The following is an 18,988-nucleotide window of genomic DNA, read 5'->3' as shown; positions in this document are numbered from 1 at the left end:
TTACCCATGACCCATCCTTTTGAAGCCATCGCCCACCTGGGCGTCGTCCCGGTCATTGCAATCAACGATGCCAAGGACGCCATCGCCCTGGCCGACGCCCTACTCGAAGGCGGCCTGCCAGTGGCCGAGATCACCTTCCGCACCGCCGCCGCTGCCGAGGCAATGAGCCGCATCCGCGCCGAACGGCCCGAACTGATCGTCGGCGCCGGCACCTTGCTCGACAACGCGTCGGTCGCCGCCGCAAAGGAAAGTGGTGCGCGCTTCGGGCTTGCGCCGGGTTACGACCCGGTCATCGTCGACGCTTGCCAGGTGCATGACCTGCCCTTCGCACCGGGCGTGATGACACCCAGCGACCTGTCACTGGCGGTGCAGCGCGACCTGCGCATCGTCAAGTTCTTCCCGGCCGGCATCGCGGGTGGCCCGGACGCCTTGCGCGGTATCCATGCACCGTTTGCCCATCGCGACATTCGCTTTATCCCCACCGGCGGCATCACCCTGGAAACCCTGGGCGACTGGCTGAGCCTGCCGATGGTGCTGGCCATTGGCGGTACCTGGATCGCCCGTACCGAAGACATTCGCGACGGGCATTTCAAAGAGATCACCCGCAAGGCAAAAGCGGCAGTCGAAGCGGCTCAACGAGTACGGGAGCGCAGCGCGTGATCGCCATGACTGCTGCCCAGCAGCCGACGCTGTACTTCATCGGCGTTACCACCGGCCAAAGTTCGATCATGAAAGTGTTTCCCGCCTGGGCGCAGTTCCTTGGCCTGGCGTTCGCGCAGATCAAGGGCATCGACTTTCCGGTGCATGCCGCGCCCGCGGCTTACCGTGAGGCCGTGGAATTCATCAAGAACGATCCGCTGTCATTGGGCGCGCTGGTGACGACCCACAAGATCGACCTGTTCGACGCCTGCCAGGACCTGTTCGACGAGATTGATCCGCACGCTGCGCTGATGGGCGAAACCAGTTGCCTGTCCAAGCGTGACGGGCGCCTGGTCTGCCATGCCAAAGACCCGATTTCTTCAGGCCTGACCCTGGATGCGTTCCTGCCTCCACGGCACTTCGAAACCAGCGGCGCCGACGTGTTTGTGATGGGTGCAGGCGGTTCATGCATTGCCATGACCTGGCACTTGATGCAAGCCAGTCGTGGTCTGGACCGCCCATCACGAATCATTGTCGCCGACCGCGATGCCGCGCGCCTGGAAGAAATCGCCCGTCTGCACAGGCTGTTCAATCCGCAATTCGCGGTGCAGTACCGCCAGGTAGTAGACGCCAGCGATAACGATCAAATCCTCAGCGAACTTTCACCGGGCGCTGTGGTGATCAATGCCACCGGCCTGGGCAAGGACGCGCCGGGTTCGCCCCTGAGCGGCAAGGCTATATTCCCGCAGCGCGGCATCGTCTGGGAACTCAATTACCGCGGCGATTTGGTGTTCCTCGAACAGGCCCGCCACCAGCAAGAGGCCCGCCAGTTGCAGGTCGAGGACGGCTGGAATTACTTCATTCATGGCTGGACCCAGGTGATCGCCGAAGTCTTCGATATCGCCATCGCCCCGAGCGGCGAGCAGTTCGACGCGCTTTCGCAGATCGCGGCCCGCTTCTCCCAACGCTGAACGGTCTACACACCCAAGGACAACAATAATGAAACGTGTACTGGTCACCCCTCGCTCACTGACATCTGCGGGCCATCCCGCCCTCGACCATCTGCGCGCTGCCGGCTTTGACGTGCTGTATTGCACACCCGGCAAGCTGCCCGATGAACTGGAGCTGTCCAGCCTGCTGCCCGGTTGCGTCGGTTGGCTGGCAGGTGTCGAACCGGTTTCCGACAAGGTCATCGAAGCCGCACCGCAATTGCGGGCGATCAGTCGCAACGGCGTGGGCACCGACAATTTACCGCTGCAGATCATCCAGCAGCGCGGGATCAAGGTGTGCACCGCCGACGGCGCCAATGCATCAGGTGTGGCGGAATTGGCCATCGGCCTGATGTTCGCCAGCCTGCGGCATATCCACACCGCCAATACCGGCATCAAGGCCGGGCAATGGCCACGCAACCAGGGCACGGAAATTCGCGGGCAAACCGTTGGCATCATTGGTTGCGGCGCCATCGGTCGCGAAGTCGCGCGCCTGGCCTGTGCACTGGATTGTCATGTGATTGGTTTTGACCCGATGCAGCCGGACCTGGGCCTGCCCGCCGAGCGCTTCAAATGGGCGAGCATTGATGAACTGCTGGAACAGGCCACACTCATCAGCTTGCACTGCCCGCCGCCTCGCGATGGCAGCCCGCTGATTGGCGCCGCGCAACTGGCACGGATGGGTGACGGTACGATTCTGATCAACACGGCACGGGCCTCGCTGGTGGATGAAGTAGCGATCATCGCCGCCCTCGATAGCGGTCGGCTTACTGCCTACGCAACCGATGTGTTCAAGGAAGAACCGCCAAAGTCCCTGACCCTGGCCAGCCACCCCAAGGTCATCGCCACCAGCCACATCGGCGGCTTCACCACCCAGAGCGTCAACCGCGCCACGGAAATTGCCGTCGCCAACCTGCTGACCGCGCTGCGCGGCGAAGGCTGAGACCATGACCATTGCCTATCGCCGCACGGCATTCAACGCACCCTTGGCGCAGCACCTGCAAACGTCGTCCAGCGGCGTGTCGCTTTATTGGCTGGGGCAGGCAGGATTCATTATTCAGAGCGGTGGGCGACGGATCGTGATTGATCCCTATCTGTCGGACTACCTGGCGCAGAAGTACCAGGGACGTCCCCTCGCCCATCAGCGCATGGAAGCGGCGCCGATCAGCGTCGACGGGCTGGGCCGGGTCGACCTGGTGCTGTCCACCCACCACCACAGCGACCACATGGACCCGCTCACTCTGGCGCCGCTGGCGCAGACCAATCCCCAGGTGTCATTCGTGGTACCACGTGCCTCTCTGGACGAAGCGCGGCAACGCATCGGCGTCAACGATTCGCAGCTGCTGGACATTGAGGCCGGTGAACGCATCGAAGCATTGCCGGGCGTTTGGGTCAGTGCCGCGCGGGCCTGCCATGAAACCCTGGAGCGCGATGCGCAGGGCAACCATCGCTTTCTCGGTTATCTGATCGAGATCGATGGCGTGCGGATTTTCCATTCTGGCGACACCATCCCGTATCCGGGGCAAGTCGAGGAACTGCGTGCCCTGCAGGCCGACATTGCACTGCTGCCGGTCAACGGTCGCTGCGCCGAACTGAGTGCCCGTGGCGTGCCGGGAAACCTCGACCTGCAGGAGGCGGTCAAGCTTTGCCAAGATTGCGCGATACCGTTTATGATCGCCCACCACTACGGCCTATTTGCGTTTAACACGGCAGATCCAGAAACGATTGACGGCTGGATCCCCCAGGTGTTGCCCCTGAACCTGTTGCGAGCACAACTGCATACGCAATTCAATTTCACTCGATCGAGCGCATCTGCTCGCCCAAGGCTAACTTGATGGCACGCGAAAGCACGCTCGCCCGTGATCCCACACAGAACATTCTCGACGTGATCCGCACCCTGCGCGTGGAACTGCGCAAGTCTGATCGCAAGGTCGCCGATGTGGTGCTCGCCGAACCCCGACAGATCCTCACCGACACCGTCGCCGACGTCGCCCGCAAGGCGCTGGTCAGCCAGCCGACCGTGCTGCGCTTTTGCAATGCGATTGGTTGCTCGGGCTACCCGGACTTCAAATTGCGCCTGGCCCAAAGTTTGGCATTGGGCACGCCCGCTACGCATTCGGTGCTGCTCGACAGCGACACTGCCGATGAAGTCGTGGAAAAGATCTTCGACTACACCCTCACCAGCCTCGACTGGGCGCGCCATCACCTGGACAAGGAGCAACTGAGCAAAGCGATTGAACTGCTGGCCGATACCCAGCGCATCGAATTCTTCGGCTTTGGCGCCTCTGGCATCGTTGCACTGGATGGTGCGCAAAAGTTTCCACTGTTCGGCGTGCCGTGCGGTGCACAAACCGACGCACACCAGCAGATTATGGTCGCCTCGATGCTCAAGCCCGGCGATGTGGCGGTGCTGATCTCCAACACCGGCATGACCCTCTCCCTCGGCGACGTGGCCCGCGCCGCACATGAGAACGGCGCGAAAGTCATCGGGATTGTCGGCGCGCAAGAAGCACCGCTGCTGCGCTACTGCGACGTTTCGCTCGTGGTCGAGACCCTGGAAAACACCAGCCTGTACACCCCGACCATTTCACGCATTGCGGCACTGGTGGTCATAGACGTACTGTCCACCGCCGTGGCACTGCGCCGCAACGACGACCACCAACACCGCATCACCCAAATGAAACAACGACTGAACGAGATGCGCTTTAAATAACCTAAACAGTGCTCATCTCCCTATGCGGGTAGCGCCAGTAACAAACTGATTCAGTGCGCGTCCGAACTCAATATTTTTATTCGGGATTGGACGCACTGAATAGCGCTGAGCTTGAGTAATTCCTGCCGGAACGAAAAAGGGTGGACTGCCTACTGCCTGTAGTGAAGTGACACCGGATATGACAGATTGCCGAAGGGTGAAAATACCTGCGTGATCAGTCCGCAGGCTGCGCTTCCTGGCCATGTAACCCTAGGCCAGCGAGCACCGAGTCCATCTTCCTGTTACCAGCGAGGCCTGTCATGAGCACCACCACCGTCGATAACCGCCCTGTTTACCTGGCCGCCTGCCATTGCGGCACCGTGCGTTTCAGGCTACGCCTGACCGATGGCCTGAACACGGTACGCCGATGCAATTGTTCCTATTGCCGTATGCGCGGCTCGGTAGCGGTGTCGGCCAACCTGGCAGACATCGAGGTGCTGCAGGGCAAGGATGCGCTGACGCTCTACCAGTTCAACAAGAAAGAAGCGCGGCATTACTTCTGCTCGCGCTGTGGCATCTATACCTTTCACCAGCGCCGCTCTTCACCCCATCAGTACGGGGTGAACATTGCCTGTATCGAAAACATGAGCCCCTTTGATTTCGCAGAAGTGCCCGTGCTTGAAGGTCGTGCCCACCCAAACGACCGTGCGGACAAAGGCCCTTTGCTGGCCGGCTGGCTGCGCTATGAAGAGAACCGGCAAGTAACGGGCGATTGAGGGGCGCAGCCGATCACTTTAAACGGCGGGACATCAGGCATTGCTCTTTACCCCAGGCCTGGAAATGTTCCACTACTTCCCAGCCAAACCGGGCGTAGTAATCACTCTGGCTGTGAGTGTGCAGGTACAGGGTAGTGATCCCGGTGTCCCTTGCATGGTCGCAGATCCCTTCGATCAACTGCGCTGCGAGCCCGGTCCTGCGGGCCTCTGGCGCGACGAATACACACGCCAGCCACGGTCCAAGATCGGGCCGGTCGGCCAAGTCATTGCTGGCAAGCGCAGCGCCCCCCAGCAGCTGGTCGCCCTCCATGGCGACCAGGCACTTCCAGCGGCCGTCCTGCTGACCGGCAGAGAACTCCTGCTGCCAGCTTGCAAGAGACTGATGGGCATACTCGTAACTGAATTCCTGATGAATCCATTGCGCCATCTCGTTGCATTGGGCCATTTGCCGGTCGAGCCATTCAATGCGCACCATGTGAAACCCCCTTGATAGATTCATCCCGCAGGCAGTCAGCGGTAAATTTCTGCGGGACAGAATATGCCAAAGTCAGGGGGCTCGCCCGGGCTTAGCGCTGATACAGGGCGTTGACGTCGCCCTTGGCCCGGGTTTCGCGCAGGTACTCGTCCATCGAGTCGTCCAGCGCCTGCAACCAGCGGGTATGGTGCGGGACCGCCGCCGTACCGGTGATCACCGAACGATAGGACTTGTCGCGATAACCCATGATGTCGTGCTTCTTGTCGGTCTTCCACTTGAGGAATATCCGGTTGACGGCATCGATATCGAAGCTTGGATAGTCGGTCTGGTCGATCAGGTGCTTGATGTAGCTGCCCTGGAATTCGTACATCGAGGCCGTGGACTCCAGGCTTTCTTCCCGGGCACGCCAGCGGGCACTGTCGGCCTTCATGGCCGCCTGCTCAGGCAGGGTAATACGCCCCAGCATGTAGTCACGGGCAAACCAGGCCTGGGCGTCGAACAGGTTGAAGCTGTACCAGAGGTCCTGCATGCCGAGGTAGATCAATTGCGGGTTGTCTTCCCATATCACCCCTTGATAGAGCTCTGCGGGCCACAGCCGGTTGGCCGTCTGCAGGGTCAGTTCCTCGGACAGGAAGGGAAAGTGGTGCTTGTAGCCGGTGCACAGAATGATTGCGTCCACCCGCTTGCTCGATCCGTCGACAAAGTACGCCATGTCGCCGTCCACCTTGCTCAATTGCGGGCGTTCCTCCCAGTTTTTGGGCCACTTATAGCCCATCGGCTGGGTGCGGTAGGCACTGGTGATCGAGCGCGCACCGTACTTGTAGCACTGCGAGCCGATGTCTTCAGCCGAGTAGCTGCTGCCCACAATCAACAGGTCCTTGCCCTTGAGCTCGGTGGCTTCGCGGAAGTCGTGAGCGTGCATGATTCGCCCCGAGAAGCGCTCGAAACCCTCGAAGGCAGGTACATTCGGCGTGGAGAAATGGCCGCTGGCCACGACCACAAAATCGAAGGTCTCAGTCACGTTCTGCTGGCGGCTGTAGTCGTGGGATGTGACGGTAAATTCCCGGGTGGCCTGATCGAAACTGACGTGCTTGACCGCCGTATTGAAGCGGATGTAATCACGCACACCGGCCTTGTTTACCCGACCCTGGATGTAATCCCAAAGCACTTCACGGGGTGGATAAGAAGAGATCGGGCGGCCGAAATGCTCATCGAAGCTGTAGTCGGAAAACTCCAGGCATTCCTTCGGACCGTTGGACCACAGGTAGCGGTACATGCTGCCGTGGACCGGCTCGCCGTGCTCATCAAGGCCGGTGCGCCAGGTGTAGTTCCACATCCCGCCCCAGTCGGCCTGCTTCTCGAAGCAAACCACATGCGGCATGGGTGCACCTTTGGCATGTGCGGATTGAAAGGCGCGCAGTTGCGCCAGGCCACTAGGGCCGGCACCGATAATAGCGACACGAATAGACATTGAATTCCCTCGACAGATAAACGCAGAAAAAACACACCCGACCCGCACGGCTATAGCCGCAGGCAACGGGAGAAAGAGTTCAGGCGTCAAGCTGCAGGTGGAGGGAACGAACGCTTGCGTTTAAAGGCCACCAGCACGTCGTGTGGCAGAATTGGCTGGTATTGATAGCGTCTGGAGAGCTGTGCATTGGCACAAGGAAAAGCGGTAAACGCAGAGGATTTCAGGTTGGGCCCATGTCCATCACTGCGATGCGCAGGACGGGGGGCTGAAAAGCGAAAGATACGTGTGTTCTCGTGCATGGGGGCTGATCCAGCCTCTTTTAGTTATGAATGCCTTTTAGCTATAAGGGATAAAAACCCTGATTGCAAGGATAAAACCCGGACGGTCCGCAAGGGTAAGCGCCGGCCCGGGCTTGATCCGTTTATGTGGGCAGCGCCTGGAAGCGGCTGCCCGTCAGGTCAATAAAGCGTCGAGCGACGGCTGATGACCGATCAGGTGCCCGCGTCGAAATCACTTGCCTCATGACGCTCGGGCAACTGCTGCGAAGGCTCGCCCCAGGTACAGTTGACCCGGCGTCCACGCTGGACCGCAGGCCGCGCTTCAATAGCATCGGCCCAGCGCATCACATGCCGATAGTCCTGCACCGAGAGGAACTGCGCGGCTTCATACAACCGGCCTTTGAGCAGGCCGCCGTACCAGGGCCAGATCGCCATGTCGGCGATGGTGTATTGATCCCCCGCGACGTATTCGTTCACTGCCAGCTGCTTGTCCAGCACGTCCAGCTGACGTTTGACCTCCATGGCAAAGCGGTCGATGGCGTACTCGATCTTCACCGGCGCGTAAGCATAGAAATGGCCAAAACCGCCTCCCAGATAAGGCGCACTGCCCATCTGCCAGAACAGCCAGGAAAGGCACTCGGCACGGGCCGCCGGCTCGGTTGGCACAAACGCCCGGAACTTTTCGGCGAGGTACAGCAAGATCGCGCCTGACTCGAAGATGCGCACGGGTTTTGCCCCGCTGTGATCCATCAGCGCCGGAATCTTGGAGTTCGGGTTTACTGCGACGAAGCCGCTGCCAAACTGATCGCCGTCACCGATCTTGATCAGCCAGGCGTCGTACTCCGCCCCTTGATGACCGAGGGCCAGCAGCTCTTCCAGTAAAATGGTGACCTTCTGGCCGTTGGGCGTTGCCAGGGAATACAACTGCAGCGGATGCCGCCCCACCGGCAGCTCCTTGTCATGGGTAGCGCCGGCCACCGGCCGGTTGATACTGGCGAATGCCCCGCCGTTTTCCCTGTTCCAGGTCCAGACCTTGGGTGGTACGTAATCAGTCATGCTTGATACTCCCGGGGTTCAATTGCGCGGTTCACCAACCTATATGGATTGCACTGGCGCCGTGCAGTTCAGGATGGGCGAACAACTCGAAGATACGCTTGCCGGGCGCCAGTAGCGGCGATTTTTTTATTACTCCGCTGCCCGGCAGAATCAACCTCAGGCCCGGCGAAAAAACCTGCACGCTGAATGGACAAGGCCATGCAGCATCGTGCTCAACAGGACTCACGCTCAACCTGAGGGCATTCAACCCGGTGAATCACCGACTCGTTGCTGCCTTCAATCACATACTGGGCGGCCCGGCGCCCCATCTCGTAATAGGGCAATTGCACCGTACTCAGCGGCGGATAGAACAACTCGGCAACACCGATCATGTTGTCGTAACCCAGCACCGCCACATCCTGCGGAATACGCAAACCCCGGCTGAGCAAGTACTGATAAGCGACCAAAGCAATGCGGTCGTTGCCGCACACCAGCAGGTCGAAAGGCGGTTTGGCGTTTACCCCCTGCAATTGCTGCTCCAGCACTGCAATCGTTTCCTGGTAGGCGTCATCGGTCGACAGGCTGAATTGAGCAACGTCATCGCCAGACATGCCAGCCTCTGTCAGGGCACGTCGCAATCCCAGCTGGCGCGGCTCCCAGGCCAGGCTGGCGTGCGGCAGGTTGATGCACAGCGGTTTGCGGTAACCGCGTTTGAGCGCCTGGCGCACGGCTTGATACTGACCGTCTGCATCATCGGGTATGTAACAGGCCACGCCGGGTTCTGAACTGATGCAATTGCTCAGCACCAGCGGCAGGCTGCGCAGTACCGCAGGAATCTCGACGGTGCGTAACTGCATGGCGCTGAAGATGATCCCGTCGGGTTGATGGGCCAGCATCAGGTCGATGGCCTGCTGGCTCGGCGGTGTTTCAAACACGTTGAGGATGAAAACGTTCCAGCCGTTTTCACGGGCGGTGCGCTCCATGGACAGGAGCATTTCCACGGCGAAGGGAGTGGTCGCGGTATCCAGTGCGAAGACGCCGATGGTCTTGCCGCTGGAATGACCGCCACGGATCTTGCGGGCAGAAAGGCTGGGAACGTAGCCCAGAGTCTCGATTGCCTGACGAACTTTGGTCAGGGTTTCCTGATTGAGTTTTTCCGGGGTATTGAGCGCCCTGGACACTGTCATGAAGGAAACCCCCGCCAGCCGTGCGACATCTTTAACTGAAGCCATTCGCGGGTGCCATTGCTTATGAGGCCGGGCATCATGTCATGTCTGGCAAAAGCATGACAACACGCTGCCGGCAGCAGCAGCCACGAACGGCCCGTCAGGCGGTTCAGAGTTGCAGGTCGGCCAGTTCCCAGGCCTGGGCGTTACCCAGTACCCCTGCCCCGTTGACCGCAAAAGCACGGACCGCCAGGCTGTCCGGCCCGGGATAAATCCGGCTGCTCAAGCTGTAGGCGCCGTCATCGACGAACACCTCGATCGAGGACCGGTCGAGAAAAATCCGCAATGCAATCCGCGTCTGCGACAGGCTCACCGCAATGCTGCGAACACCGCTCACTCCCGCTCCCGAGTGTTGCCGGTCGAGCACCAGGCGCCGGGCCATGGCGTCGAAATACAGCAAGGTCTGCTCCCGCCCGTCCTCGCTGCAGCGCAACGCCAGACCAAAGCGCTCTGCGTTGCTGGCGGCCAGATCCAGTTCCAGCTCAATCTCCAGCAACGCCCCCCGAAGCTGGAGGGTGTGGCTGCAGGATTCGACCGCGCCGACCTGCAGCGCCCAATGTTCGCGCCTTAGCGCTTGGAGCTCGCGGGCCGGACGCATACGCAACCGTTCGCCATGACGGCTCAACTCCCGAGGCAACGACAGCGCGCCGCACCAGTGATGCGCCTGACTCGGCATCGGGCTGTCCCACATATCCATCCACGCCCACAGCAGGCGGCGCCCGTCCGGCGCCAGCAGGGTCTGCGCAGCATAGAAATCGTGACCGTGATCGAGTTCGTAGAGCTTCCCGCATTCACTGAAACGCCCCCTGTCGTCCAGCTGGCCCATTCGATAGCTGTTCTGGAATTTGTTCCAGTTGTCATAGCCACTGGGTTTGAGCCCCTGGGGCGAATAGAGAAATACGTCGCAGCCATCGAGCTCGAATAGGTCCGGACATTCCCACATGTAGCCATCGGCCTCGCGCTGACCTTGCAAGGCGCAGCCCAGGTAGTCCCAGTGATACAGGTCATCTGAACGATAGAGCAGCAGCTGCGGGTCGTCGCCGTGACGAGCCCCCAGCGCCATCCACCACTGCCCTTCGCGCATCCACACCTTGGGGTCGCGAAAATGCAGGGTCTGCGGGTCCGGCGCGGCCTCGATAACCGGCCCGTGCTTGCTGAACGACAGGCCATCGGTGCTGCTGGCCAGGCACTGGACCTGGTGAATATTGCTGTCATCGCCCGGCGCACCCAACCAGGTGTGCCCGGTATAGATCAGATAAAGCCTGTCGTGCGCGACCACCGCCGAGCCTGAAAAACAGCCGTCACGGTCATAGCTGTCACCCGGCGCCAGTGCGATGGGCAGATGTTCCCAATGCACCAGGTCGCTGCTCTTGGCGTGCCCCCAGTGCATCGGCCCCCAGTGCACCGAATACGGATGATGCTGGTAAAACACGTGGTATTCACCGCGAAAAAAGACCAGCCCGTTGGGGTCGTTCATCCATCCCGCAGGCGGCGCCAGATGATAGCCGGGGCGATAGTCGTTACCCCGTGCGGGGAGTGTTTTTTCGATGGCACGATTCGCTTCGTCCAGCAGTACAGCATGCATGGCTTGATCCTTTCTAGGGTTCGTAACGGGTGACGGACTGAGCAATGGCAGGCAGCTCCAGCGCTTCGGCAACCGTGTTTTTAGAGGGATTGCGCGCAGGGTCCTTGCGCAACAGGTTCCATGACAGCAACAGGCAGGCGCCCACCAGGCCAGCCATTAGCACGTAAACGCTGGAGAAGCCGAAATGGTCGTAGCCGTAGCCCACCAGCGGCGAGAGCAGCATAGCGGTCAATTGTTGGGCGAACTGAAATCCCACCAGATAAATAGAGGCGGACAGCCGGGAGTCGAAGTTGAGCGAAATGTATTTGAATACCGAAACCAGCAGGATGGGCACTTCCAGGGCATGCAGCATTTTGCAGGCCGCGATGGTCCAGGCTTCAGTGGCCAGCCCGGAGCAGAGAATCCGCACGAACATGATGCTGCCGGCCAGGATCAGCCCGTTTTTGGCGCCCGTGCGGCTGACCACCCAGGGGGCGAACAGCATCAGAATTGCCTCGACCAGAACCTGGGATGAATTCAGGTAGCCATAGGCTCGTGTGCCCTGCTCCGGGGTCGAAAAAAACGAAGAGAAATACACCGGAAACTGCTGCTCGTAAATCATGTAGATCCCGCACACCCCGGTCAGGTAGATGCTGAATGCCCAGAAACGCGGGAGTGCCAGCAACTTCCACAGATCGTGCATGCGCACGGGGATGGCAGCAGCTCCTGACTGCATCTGCGGCTGGCTGAAGCGGCTCAGATCGAGCCGGTACAAGATCAGCAGGAATACGCCACCGGCAGCGCTGCTCATATAAAACGCGATGTCCGGATCAATGTTGAATACCACGCCGACGATCCCCGTCGCACTGGCCCAACCCAGCGAACCCCACATTCTGGTGATGCCGAATTCGAAGCCTGCGTGACGCGAAAGCCGCTCCGTGTAGGACTCGATCACGCCCACGCCCGCCAGCATCGCCAACGCCAGGAAAGCCGCGCCGACCACGGCCCCCAACACCACGTTTTGCGCCAGCAGGTTGGCATATACATAAATCGCAAACGGAGCAGCGGCACAGAGCAGGAGGCCAATCCACACCAGAAGTTTTCTCGACAGGCCGAGGCGATCCTGAAGAGCACCGTAGAACGGCTGAATCAGCAGAGCGGCAATGGCGTTGGCGGCGAAAACAAACCCGGTTTCGGTGCCATTGAGGCCAATGACCCGGTGCAGCCAGATAGAGAACAGCGAGTAGCTGGAAGACCACGAGAAGAAGAAGAAAAACAACAAACCACTGATAAGCCAGTACTCACGTTTGGCTGTAATTTGCATGTGACGCCCCTCTTGTTTTTATTTAAGTTAACGTTAACATTGCAACATATTACGAGGCCTCGACCGGTTTGCTGTCAAGTGGTACGCCATGCAAAAGGCGCAAATCCCTTGCTGCGGGGTCCGGCAAAAAAATGCAGCCCGGCCAACGCCCGGCGACTGCTCAAAAGCGTTTGCGGTACCCGAATACAACAAAAAAAAGGGTGATTTATGCGTTCTGCGGTTTACCGGCCTTGGGCCGGCATTTCATTGCTGATGGTCTCCACGCAACTGTTGGCCGGGGCGGCGCAAAGCATCGAGGAGCGTCTGCTCAGACTTGAAGCCAGGACCTCCTCCGCCGAAGCCCGGGCCTCGGTGGCCGAAGCCGATGCAGCGAAATTGCGCCAGCAGGTCGAACGCCTCAACCGGCAAATTATCGCCAGCCCGCAGACCCCAGTGCAAAGCGCCCTCGACCAGCGAGTCGCGCGCATAGAAGCCAACCAACAAGCCCTTGCAAGCTCTCCTGCAGCGAAGGCCACGCCAGCCACCACAAATGGACAGCTAAGCGATGGCTTCAGCTTCGGCGGCTATGCCCGTTCGGGATTCATGAGCAACGGATCGGGTGCCGGCCACGGCGGCCCGTACCTGACCCCCGCAGGCTCTGTAGGTGGCGCGGTGGGTCGCCTGGGCAATGAAGTCGATACCTACGTCGAAGCCAAATTCACCCAACAAAACCAGACCGACAACGGAACACGCGCCAAGTACACGCTGATGCTCGCCGACGGCCTGGAGACCCCCAACGACTGGACCGCCGCACAAAGCTCGCTGAATGTGCGCCAGGCCTACGCCGAACTTGGCCACCTGGCGTCCTTTGAGGACAGTCCCATGTTGCGCGATGCCAGCCTGTGGGCGGGCAAGCGCTTTGATCGGGACAATGCCGATATCCACTGGATGGACCGGGGAATCGTGTTCCTGGCCGGAACCGGCGGCGGTATCTACGACGTAAAACCGGGCGAAGACTGGCGCCTCAATGCATCGCTGATGAGCCGTTCCTACGGTGACTTCGGCACTGAGGAAAACAAGGACATCCGCAGCTATGTCGCCACCCTCAATCAATTTTTCGACGAGGGCCGCTGGCAGGTCATGCTCAATGGCATTTCCTCGGCCCAAAACGATGCCCGCCTGGACGAGCGGCACCGACAAGAACAAGCCAGGGACAGCCGGGTAAACAAGTCCGGATTCAGCCCCGCCTTGAGTGGCGCCCACGGCATGCTGGCCTACCACCAACCCGACTTTTTTGGCCAGGAAGGCTACTTCAAGGCCGCGCTGCTGTATGGCCAGGGGCTGGGGGCGGAGGTCAATAGCATCGGTGCCGACGGCGACTTGCTGGACCAGGCCCGCACAGTGCGTCTGGCGCTCTATGGCCATACCCGGTTGAGTCAGGACTGGCGCATCGCACCGGCCCTGATTGCCGAGCAGAGCAAGGACCGTTACGTACCCGGCGACGACTATCGCTACATGACACTCAACGTACGCCTGGCCAACGAACTGAGCAGTAACTTCGAAATGCAATATGAGCTGAGCTGGCAGACCATGGATCTGGATGCACTGGGCTACGATGGCCGCCAGTCAGCCAATGGCGACTATTGGAAATTCACCTTCGGCCCGACCTTCAAGGCCCGGACCGGTGACTTTTTCATCCGCCCGGAACTGCGTTTGTTCGCCACTTACATGAACTGGTCCAGGGACCTGGACAGCTTCAGCGCAACAGACGATTTTGGGCAAAAGGGTTTCAAGTCCGGTGGCAACTGGCAGTTGGGTGTACAGATGGAGACCTGGTTTTAAGAATGCCGAAGCCACAACAGGCAAAACGTTTTACCCCATGGCCGAGGGGATCCACCCGCTACGCATCTAGCTCGACGTAGCTCGACTCCCCTCCTCCCGTTGCCCCCGACAGCCAGCCCCAGACAAAACTCAAAGTAGTACGCCCTGCGTGATCAATGCCTACTGTGCCACGAGACCAGCCAGCAAGAATCTCACCGTCCGTAGTCAAGCAATGATAAAGAAGCTCAAGGGTGTCAGCGCCTGTCACACGCCCCACCTGATGCCCCATGCGGATGCGGCCGCCCTGATAAGTCCCCCAAACGGCATCACCCTCGACCTGGTAATGAAATACGGTGCCGGCGCCGGATAACCCGTGGGTGTTGCCCGCTACCGTGAATCGGCGATCGTTCAAACGCTCGCTGATTTGAGAACAAGGGGTTTGCATAAATGCTGGGTCCTTTGGTCAAGATATTCCATTGCGGCTTTCGCCAGATCTTAAGTTTTTTTACGACTGAGCTACACGAGGCAAGCTCCGGGATCAGCCGTTGAGTTTTTGTTCTTTCACATTTATAGCGATCAACGCTTGCCTGGCAGCGGCGACAACAATGCCCCATTGGGGCAGCGCGATTACCGCCGCGTCGTCCCCGATGTTTTGAGGTGTAGCCTGGCAAAAAGCATCGATGGCGGCGCTGACTTTTTGCACAAGATCGCTCTGCAGCGGGGTGAAGCCCTGAGCAATGAAATGGTCCTTTGCCACAGAAACCGGCACCCAGTCTGCCCATGAATTGATTAACTCATTCATGCCCAAACGCGGGGGCTCGTTCTCACATTCAATCAGCCACTCGAGCAGCTCGACGGTACGATTTCGTATGCGTTGAGAGACGACCTGAGTATTCATATTTTTCATGCCTCCTTGATGGGCAGGCAGCCCCCTTCAAGCCCAGGGTTCATTGCCAGCCTTGATTTGTGAAAAGACATGAATGCTCCTTGCCAGCGTTGTGCGGTTGTTGGATTGACCAGCTATCTGTCTACAGCCCGCTTCGGGTCGGATAAGCGATGCGGTAACAACGGTACAGATTGATTTTCCTTGGCCTGAAGCTCCGTATATGGCCGATCAGAACTGCGGCGGCGATCATGTTCAGATGAGACGCCAGAAAAGTTCGCGATTGAATTGAAATTGCAGAATATCTGTCGTGGCATTGATAAGTAATGCGCATCAATCGATAGAAACATAGCACTTATCGTTTCAAAGTGTGTCAAGCAAACTCCGCAACCATAAAGCGCTGAAAAGCACATTAACAAGATTGCTGGAGAATAATTATGCAAGGCTCACCCCATCTGCGGGCGACGTCCGCCAAGTCCAAAGCCGGTGCCGTATTTCGCGTCACTTCAGGTAACTTCCTCGAACAGTTCGACTTCTTCCTCTTCGGTTTTTACGCCACTCAGATCGCAGGCACGTTTTTCCCGGCTTCAAGCGAATTCGCTTCATTGATGATGACCTTCGCCGTGTTCGGTGCCGGTTTCCTGATGCGCCCGTTAGGAGCCGTCATTCTGGGTGCCTACATCGATGACGTCGGCCGCCGCAAAGGCCTGATCATCACCTTGTCTATTATGGCCAGTGGCACCTTGCTGATTGTGCTGGTGCCCGGGTACGCAAGCATTGGCCTGTGGGCTCCGGCGCTGGTGCTTTTAGGGAGATTGCTGCAAGGCTTCTCGGCCGGTGCCGAACTGGGCGGTGTCTCGGTTTATCTGGCAGAAATGGCCACACCCGGTCGAAAGGGTTTCTATACCAGTTGGCAATCAGGCAGTCAGCAGGTTGCAATCGTAGTCGCTGCTGCGTTGGGTTATGCCCTGAACCAGTGGATGGCGCCGAGCGCAGTCGCCGATTGGGGCTGGCGCATTCCGTTCGCTATAGGCTGCATGATCATTCCATTCATTTTCATACTGCGTCGCAGCCTGCAAGAAACCGAAGAGTTCGCAACCCGCACCCATCGCCCGACCATGAAACAAGTGATAGCCACGCTATTGCAGAACTGGGGTGTTGTTGTTGCTGGCATGTTAATGGTGGCTATGACGACCACGACGTTCTATCTGATCACCGTCTATGCGCCAACCTTCGGCAAGTCCGTACTCAACCTGAGTACCGCAGATGCACTGCTGGTGACCTTGCTGGTGGGGGTTTCGAACTTTGTCTGGCTGCCGATCGGCGGGGTGTTAAGCGACCATTTCGGGCGCAAACCACTGCTGTTGGCAATGACCCTGCTGACCATTGTCTCTGCACATCCAGCCCTGTCGTTCCTGGCCCAGGCGCCGAGCTTCAGCCACATGCTGCAAGTGTTGTTGTGGTTCTCTTTCCTGTACGGCTTGTACAACGGCGCAATGATTCCGGCGCTGACCGAAATCATGCCGGTAGAAGTGCGCGTCGCCGGTTTTTCTCTGGCCTACAGCCTGGCCACGGCGGTGTTCGGCGGGTTCACGCCTGCTGTGTCGACCTGGCTGATTCACCTCACCGGCGACAAGGCGGCACCGGCGTACTGGATGACCTTCGCTGCCGTCTGCGCGCTCTGCGCCACACTGGTGCTGTACCGCAACATTTCAGCCCGCCTGCAACCGGCTATGTGATCGAGGGTCCCGAAGATGAATACATTATTCAAGCAACTGGCTGCGCTTTGCGTTGCCTGCCTTACCCTCAACGCCGTTGCCCAGGCAGAGGAACTCAAGGTCATGACCTCCGGAGGCTTCACCGCGGCCTATAAACTGCTGGGCCCGCAATACGCTGCATCCAGCGGTGACACCCTGGAGACGATTCTTGGCCCGTCGATGGGCAAGGCCCCCGAGGCAATTCCCAATCGCCTGGCGCGGGGCGAGCATGCCGACGTGGTGATAATGGTCGGCTATGCGCTGGATGAGTTGATAAAGCAAGGCAAGGTCGATCCGGCCTCCCGGGTGGAACTGGCTGATTCGCGGATCGGCATGGTGGTCAAACAGGGTGCCGACAAGCCGCTGATCGATACTGATGCACAGCTCAGGGACGTCTTGCTCAAGGCAACGTCAGTAGCCTATTCCGACAGTGCCAGCGGCGTGTATATCCAGAACAAGCTGTTCAAGAAACTGGGTATCGAGCAACAGGTTGGGCCCAAAGGCAAAATGATCGAACGCACTCCGGTGGCCTCGGCAGTTGCCAGGGGCGACTACCAAGTGGGCTTTCAGCAAGTGGCGGAGTTGTTGCCAGTACCCGGGGTGATCTTCGTTGGAAAAATTCCGGAAAGCGTCCAGTCGGTGACACGTTTCGCTGCCGGGATTGCGAGCAACGCCCAACACCCGCAACAGGCCAGAGCGCTGCTCAATTATCTGTCTTCGGCCAAGGTCCAGGCCCAGGTGCAGTCCACAGGTCTGGATTCAGTTCCCCACTGAGCGCATCGGCATCTCTCGGATTAACTGTTCCAGTTCAATGGCCGCAGGCGTCAATGTCCGCCCGCGGCGCTTAATTAGCCCGACATTGCGCATTACTTGCGGCTCTACCAGCGGCACACCGACCAAAACAGGATGAGTCGGTCCGGGCATGGCAATCGATGGTACTGCTGCCACACCCAGCCCGGCCTCGACCAGTCCGATCATAGTGGTGACATGACGTGTCTCGCAGATGCTCGGCTTTTTCGGGTGCAGACGCATCAGTGCCTGGTCCAGCATCAACCGGTTGCCAGAGGTCTTGTCCAAGGTTATGTAGTCATGCTCGTACATATCTTCCCAGCTCACGCAGTCGCGAGCCGCAAGAGGATGATCCCGTCGACAGGCCACCACGTAACGTTCTTGCAGCAACAACTCGAAATCGACTTCCGGTGCCAGGGTGCCGCTGAAACTCACGCCAAAATCCGCCTCGCCGAGGGCAACCGCACTATTAACCTCGTTGGCGCTGGCATCCAGCAGTTTGACTTTGATCTTCGGGTACAGCCGGTGAAAGGCGCTGATTACTTGCGGCATGAAGTAATAGGCAGCTGATGGAACACAGGCGATGGTCACGCTGGCCATGCGCGTGGAGGCGACTTCGCTGATGCTCATCAGGGCTATATCCAGATCATCGAGCATCCGTTCCACTTGCGGCAGGAAAGCCAGACCCACCGTGGTCAGGCTTACTTTGCGCGTCGTACGTTCGAACAGTCTGACGTTGAGCGCTGACTCAAGTTTTTCGATACGCCGGCTCAGAGCCGGCTGACTGATACGGATCGCGTCGGCGGCTTTGCGAAAACTGCCTTTTTCGACGACAGCACGAAAAGCCTGAAGATCATTGAGGTCGAAGTTGATGCTCATGGGTGTCACGGGCCAATTGATACGGGGAGTGCATCAATACCATGATCTGTTTTCAAATGCCTCCTGAGCGATCATCGGTGCATTGGAAGGGGCATGATCGAGAGTCTGTCTGGCCGATTGCTACCAGTCACGAAAGGCTGCAATCGGCCAAAAGCGGCCGTTATCACCATGGTCGCCTCCATGGCAACAGCGGCATTTAGAGTTGCTTACGAAATAGTGGATCCGAATTTTCAGACTTGGCAAAGGGTAACGCTACCCTTGACCTACTCCGGGAGGGCACTTACGATCCGCACGTCGAAAAATTATTGGACGGTGTGGTTATTCCGTCCCTCGTAACCCACGAGAAAGTCTGACTTCAGAACCCACGGCATCTCCCTAGTAAACTTGGGGCGATGCTGTGGGTGGTGATAT

18 protein-coding genes are annotated in these 18,988 nt (G+C 59.0%); 9 read left to right on the top strand and 9 right to left on the bottom strand.

The window, feature by feature from the left end:
* Positions 1 to 6 precede the first annotated feature (6 nt).
* The 6 genes from eda to AOC04_RS06175 all read left to right on the top strand — a co-directional run bounded on the left by eda (position 7) and on the right by AOC04_RS06175 (position 5,096).
* Positions 7 to 660 (top strand): bifunctional 4-hydroxy-2-oxoglutarate aldolase/2-dehydro-3-deoxy-phosphogluconate aldolase, encoded by a 654-nt coding sequence (gene eda / locus AOC04_RS06200; RefSeq protein ID WP_060691634.1) that lies wholly within the window; start codon positions 7 to 9, stop codon positions 658 to 660.
* Positions 657 to 1,610: a shikimate dehydrogenase family protein gene (locus AOC04_RS06195; RefSeq protein WP_205891788.1), complete on the top strand. Its 954-nt coding sequence runs from the start codon at positions 657 to 659 to the stop codon at positions 1,608 to 1,610. The genes eda and AOC04_RS06195 overlap by 4 nt, the downstream gene beginning before the upstream one ends.
* 28 nt (positions 1,611 to 1,638) lie before the next feature.
* Entirely contained in the window at positions 1,639 to 2,571 is a 933-nt protein-coding gene (locus AOC04_RS06190; RefSeq protein WP_060691633.1) for a phosphoglycerate dehydrogenase, read from the top strand.
* A 4-nt stretch (positions 2,572 to 2,575) separates the two neighbouring features.
* Positions 2,576 to 3,463 (top strand): MBL fold metallo-hydrolase, encoded by an 888-nt coding sequence (locus tag AOC04_RS06185; protein WP_060691632.1) that lies wholly within the window; start codon positions 2,576 to 2,578, stop codon positions 3,461 to 3,463.
* Positions 3,463 to 4,341, top strand: coding sequence for an SIS domain-containing protein (locus AOC04_RS06180; RefSeq protein ID WP_060691631.1), 879 nt, complete (start codon positions 3,463 to 3,465; stop codon positions 4,339 to 4,341). The genes AOC04_RS06185 and AOC04_RS06180 overlap by 1 nt, the downstream gene beginning before the upstream one ends.
* Positions 4,342 to 4,640: 299 nt before the next feature.
* A complete protein-coding gene (locus AOC04_RS06175) occupies positions 4,641 to 5,096 on the top strand; it encodes a GFA family protein (protein ID WP_060691630.1) in 456 nt (151 codons plus the stop codon).
* A gap of 13 nt (positions 5,097 to 5,109) precedes the next feature.
* On the opposite strand, the gene AOC04_RS06170 is transcribed toward AOC04_RS06175, so the two are convergent.
* The 6 genes from AOC04_RS06170 to AOC04_RS06145 all read right to left on the bottom strand — a co-directional run bounded on the left by AOC04_RS06170 (position 5,110) and on the right by AOC04_RS06145 (position 12,469).
* Positions 5,110 to 5,571 carry a GNAT family N-acetyltransferase gene (locus AOC04_RS06170; RefSeq protein WP_060691629.1) on the bottom strand — a complete coding sequence of 154 codons (462 nt, stop codon included), beginning with the start codon at positions 5,569 to 5,571 and terminating at the stop codon, positions 5,110 to 5,112.
* A gap of 91 nt (positions 5,572 to 5,662) precedes the next feature.
* Positions 5,663 to 7,042 carry an NAD(P)-binding domain-containing protein gene (locus AOC04_RS06165; protein WP_060691628.1) on the bottom strand — a complete coding sequence of 460 codons (1,380 nt, stop codon included), beginning with the start codon at positions 7,040 to 7,042 and terminating at the stop codon, positions 5,663 to 5,665.
* A 491-nt stretch (positions 7,043 to 7,533) separates the two neighbouring features.
* The gene (gene yghU / locus AOC04_RS06160; protein WP_060691627.1) at positions 7,534 to 8,376 is read right to left on the bottom strand and encodes a glutathione-dependent disulfide-bond oxidoreductase; all 843 of its coding nucleotides are present in this window, start codon (positions 8,374 to 8,376) and stop codon (positions 7,534 to 7,536) included.
* 212 nt (positions 8,377 to 8,588) lie between these two features.
* Positions 8,589 to 9,587 carry a LacI family DNA-binding transcriptional regulator gene (locus AOC04_RS06155; protein WP_060691626.1) on the bottom strand — a complete coding sequence of 333 codons (999 nt, stop codon included), beginning with the start codon at positions 9,585 to 9,587 and terminating at the stop codon, positions 8,589 to 8,591.
* Between the two features lie 103 nt (positions 9,588 to 9,690).
* Entirely contained in the window at positions 9,691 to 11,166 is a 1,476-nt protein-coding gene (locus tag AOC04_RS06150) for a glycoside hydrolase family 32 protein (RefSeq protein ID WP_060691625.1), read from the bottom strand.
* A 13-nt stretch (positions 11,167 to 11,179) separates the two neighbouring features.
* Positions 11,180 to 12,469: an MFS transporter gene (locus tag AOC04_RS06145; protein ID WP_060691624.1), complete on the bottom strand. Its 1,290-nt coding sequence runs from the start codon at positions 12,467 to 12,469 to the stop codon at positions 11,180 to 11,182.
* Between the two features lie 207 nt (positions 12,470 to 12,676).
* Here AOC04_RS06145 and AOC04_RS06140 point away from each other — a divergent pair, with 207 nt between their 5' ends.
* Positions 12,677 to 14,290 carry a carbohydrate porin gene (locus AOC04_RS06140; protein ID WP_060691623.1) on the top strand — a complete coding sequence of 538 codons (1,614 nt, stop codon included), beginning with the start codon at positions 12,677 to 12,679 and terminating at the stop codon, positions 14,288 to 14,290.
* Between the two features lie 58 nt (positions 14,291 to 14,348).
* Here the strand turns inward: AOC04_RS06140 and AOC04_RS06135 are convergent, their stop codons facing one another.
* On the bottom strand, positions 14,349 to 14,714 hold the full coding sequence (locus tag AOC04_RS06135) for an avidin-fold protein (RefSeq protein WP_060691622.1): 366 nt from the start codon (positions 14,712 to 14,714) through the stop codon (positions 14,349 to 14,351).
* A 93-nt stretch (positions 14,715 to 14,807) separates the two neighbouring features.
* Positions 14,808 to 15,167, bottom strand: a complete 360-nt coding sequence (locus AOC04_RS06130; protein WP_060691621.1) for a hypothetical protein — start codon at positions 15,165 to 15,167, stop codon at positions 14,808 to 14,810.
* 422 nt (positions 15,168 to 15,589) lie between these two features.
* Here AOC04_RS06130 and tcuC point away from each other — a divergent pair, with 422 nt between their 5' ends.
* The gene (gene tcuC, locus AOC04_RS06125; RefSeq protein WP_060691620.1) at positions 15,590 to 16,891 is read left to right on the top strand and encodes an MFS transporter; all 1,302 of its coding nucleotides are present in this window, start codon (positions 15,590 to 15,592) and stop codon (positions 16,889 to 16,891) included.
* Between the two features lie 15 nt (positions 16,892 to 16,906).
* Positions 16,907 to 17,683 carry a substrate-binding domain-containing protein gene (locus AOC04_RS06120; RefSeq protein WP_060691619.1) on the top strand — a complete coding sequence of 259 codons (777 nt, stop codon included), beginning with the start codon at positions 16,907 to 16,909 and terminating at the stop codon, positions 17,681 to 17,683.
* On the opposite strand, the gene AOC04_RS06115 is transcribed toward AOC04_RS06120, so the two are convergent.
* Complete coding sequence (locus AOC04_RS06115) at positions 17,669 to 18,577, bottom strand: LysR family transcriptional regulator (RefSeq protein ID WP_060691618.1); 909 nt, start codon at positions 18,575 to 18,577, stop codon at positions 17,669 to 17,671. The genes AOC04_RS06120 and AOC04_RS06115 overlap by 15 nt on opposite strands.
* Positions 18,578 to 18,988 lie beyond the last annotated feature (411 nt).

Source organism: Pseudomonas versuta (assembly GCF_001294575.1).
Classification (GTDB): Bacteria; Pseudomonadota; Gammaproteobacteria; order Pseudomonadales; family Pseudomonadaceae; genus Aquipseudomonas; species Aquipseudomonas versuta.
The sequence above is the reverse complement of the archived record's forward strand: the minus strand, read 5'-3'. Positions and strand labels throughout refer to the sequence as shown.

What these genes read in the sequence shown, in the direction of transcription:
- eda (WP_060691634.1), top strand. Translation starts at nt 7, where the DNA reads ATGACCCATCCTTTTGAAGCCATCGCCCACCTGGGCGTCGTCCCGGTC.
- AOC04_RS06190 (WP_060691633.1), top strand. Translation starts at nt 1,639, where the DNA reads ATGAAACGTGTACTGGTCACCCCTCGCTCACTGACATCTGCGGGCCAT.
- AOC04_RS06185 (WP_060691632.1), top strand. Translation starts at nt 2,576, where the DNA reads ATGACCATTGCCTATCGCCGCACGGCATTCAACGCACCCTTGGCGCAG.
- AOC04_RS06180 (WP_060691631.1), top strand. Translation starts at nt 3,463, where the DNA reads ATGGCACGCGAAAGCACGCTCGCCCGTGATCCCACACAGAACATTCTC.
- AOC04_RS06175 (WP_060691630.1), top strand. Translation starts at nt 4,641, where the DNA reads ATGAGCACCACCACCGTCGATAACCGCCCTGTTTACCTGGCCGCCTGC.
- AOC04_RS06170 (WP_060691629.1), bottom strand. Translation starts at nt 5,571, where the DNA reads ATGGTGCGCATTGAATGGCTCGACCGGCAAATGGCCCAATGCAACGAG.
- AOC04_RS06165 (WP_060691628.1), bottom strand. Translation starts at nt 7,042, where the DNA reads ATGTCTATTCGTGTCGCTATTATCGGTGCCGGCCCTAGTGGCCTGGCG.
- yghU (WP_060691627.1), bottom strand. Translation starts at nt 8,376, where the DNA reads ATGACTGATTACGTACCACCCAAGGTCTGGACCTGGAACAGGGAAAAC.
- AOC04_RS06155 (WP_060691626.1), bottom strand. Translation starts at nt 9,587, where the DNA reads ATGGCTTCAGTTAAAGATGTCGCACGGCTGGCGGGGGTTTCCTTCATG.
- AOC04_RS06150 (WP_060691625.1), bottom strand. Translation starts at nt 11,166, where the DNA reads ATGCATGCTGTACTGCTGGACGAAGCGAATCGTGCCATCGAAAAAACA.
- AOC04_RS06145 (WP_060691624.1), bottom strand. Translation starts at nt 12,469, where the DNA reads ATGCAAATTACAGCCAAACGTGAGTACTGGCTTATCAGTGGTTTGTTG.
- AOC04_RS06140 (WP_060691623.1), top strand. Translation starts at nt 12,677, where the DNA reads ATGCGTTCTGCGGTTTACCGGCCTTGGGCCGGCATTTCATTGCTGATG.
- AOC04_RS06135 (WP_060691622.1), bottom strand. Translation starts at nt 14,714, where the DNA reads ATGCAAACCCCTTGTTCTCAAATCAGCGAGCGTTTGAACGATCGCCGA.
- AOC04_RS06130 (WP_060691621.1), bottom strand. Translation starts at nt 15,167, where the DNA reads ATGAATACTCAGGTCGTCTCTCAACGCATACGAAATCGTACCGTCGAG.
- tcuC (WP_060691620.1), top strand. Translation starts at nt 15,590, where the DNA reads ATGCAAGGCTCACCCCATCTGCGGGCGACGTCCGCCAAGTCCAAAGCC.
- AOC04_RS06120 (WP_060691619.1), top strand. Translation starts at nt 16,907, where the DNA reads ATGAATACATTATTCAAGCAACTGGCTGCGCTTTGCGTTGCCTGCCTT.
- AOC04_RS06115 (WP_060691618.1), bottom strand. Translation starts at nt 18,577, where the DNA reads ATGAGCATCAACTTCGACCTCAATGATCTTCAGGCTTTTCGTGCTGTC.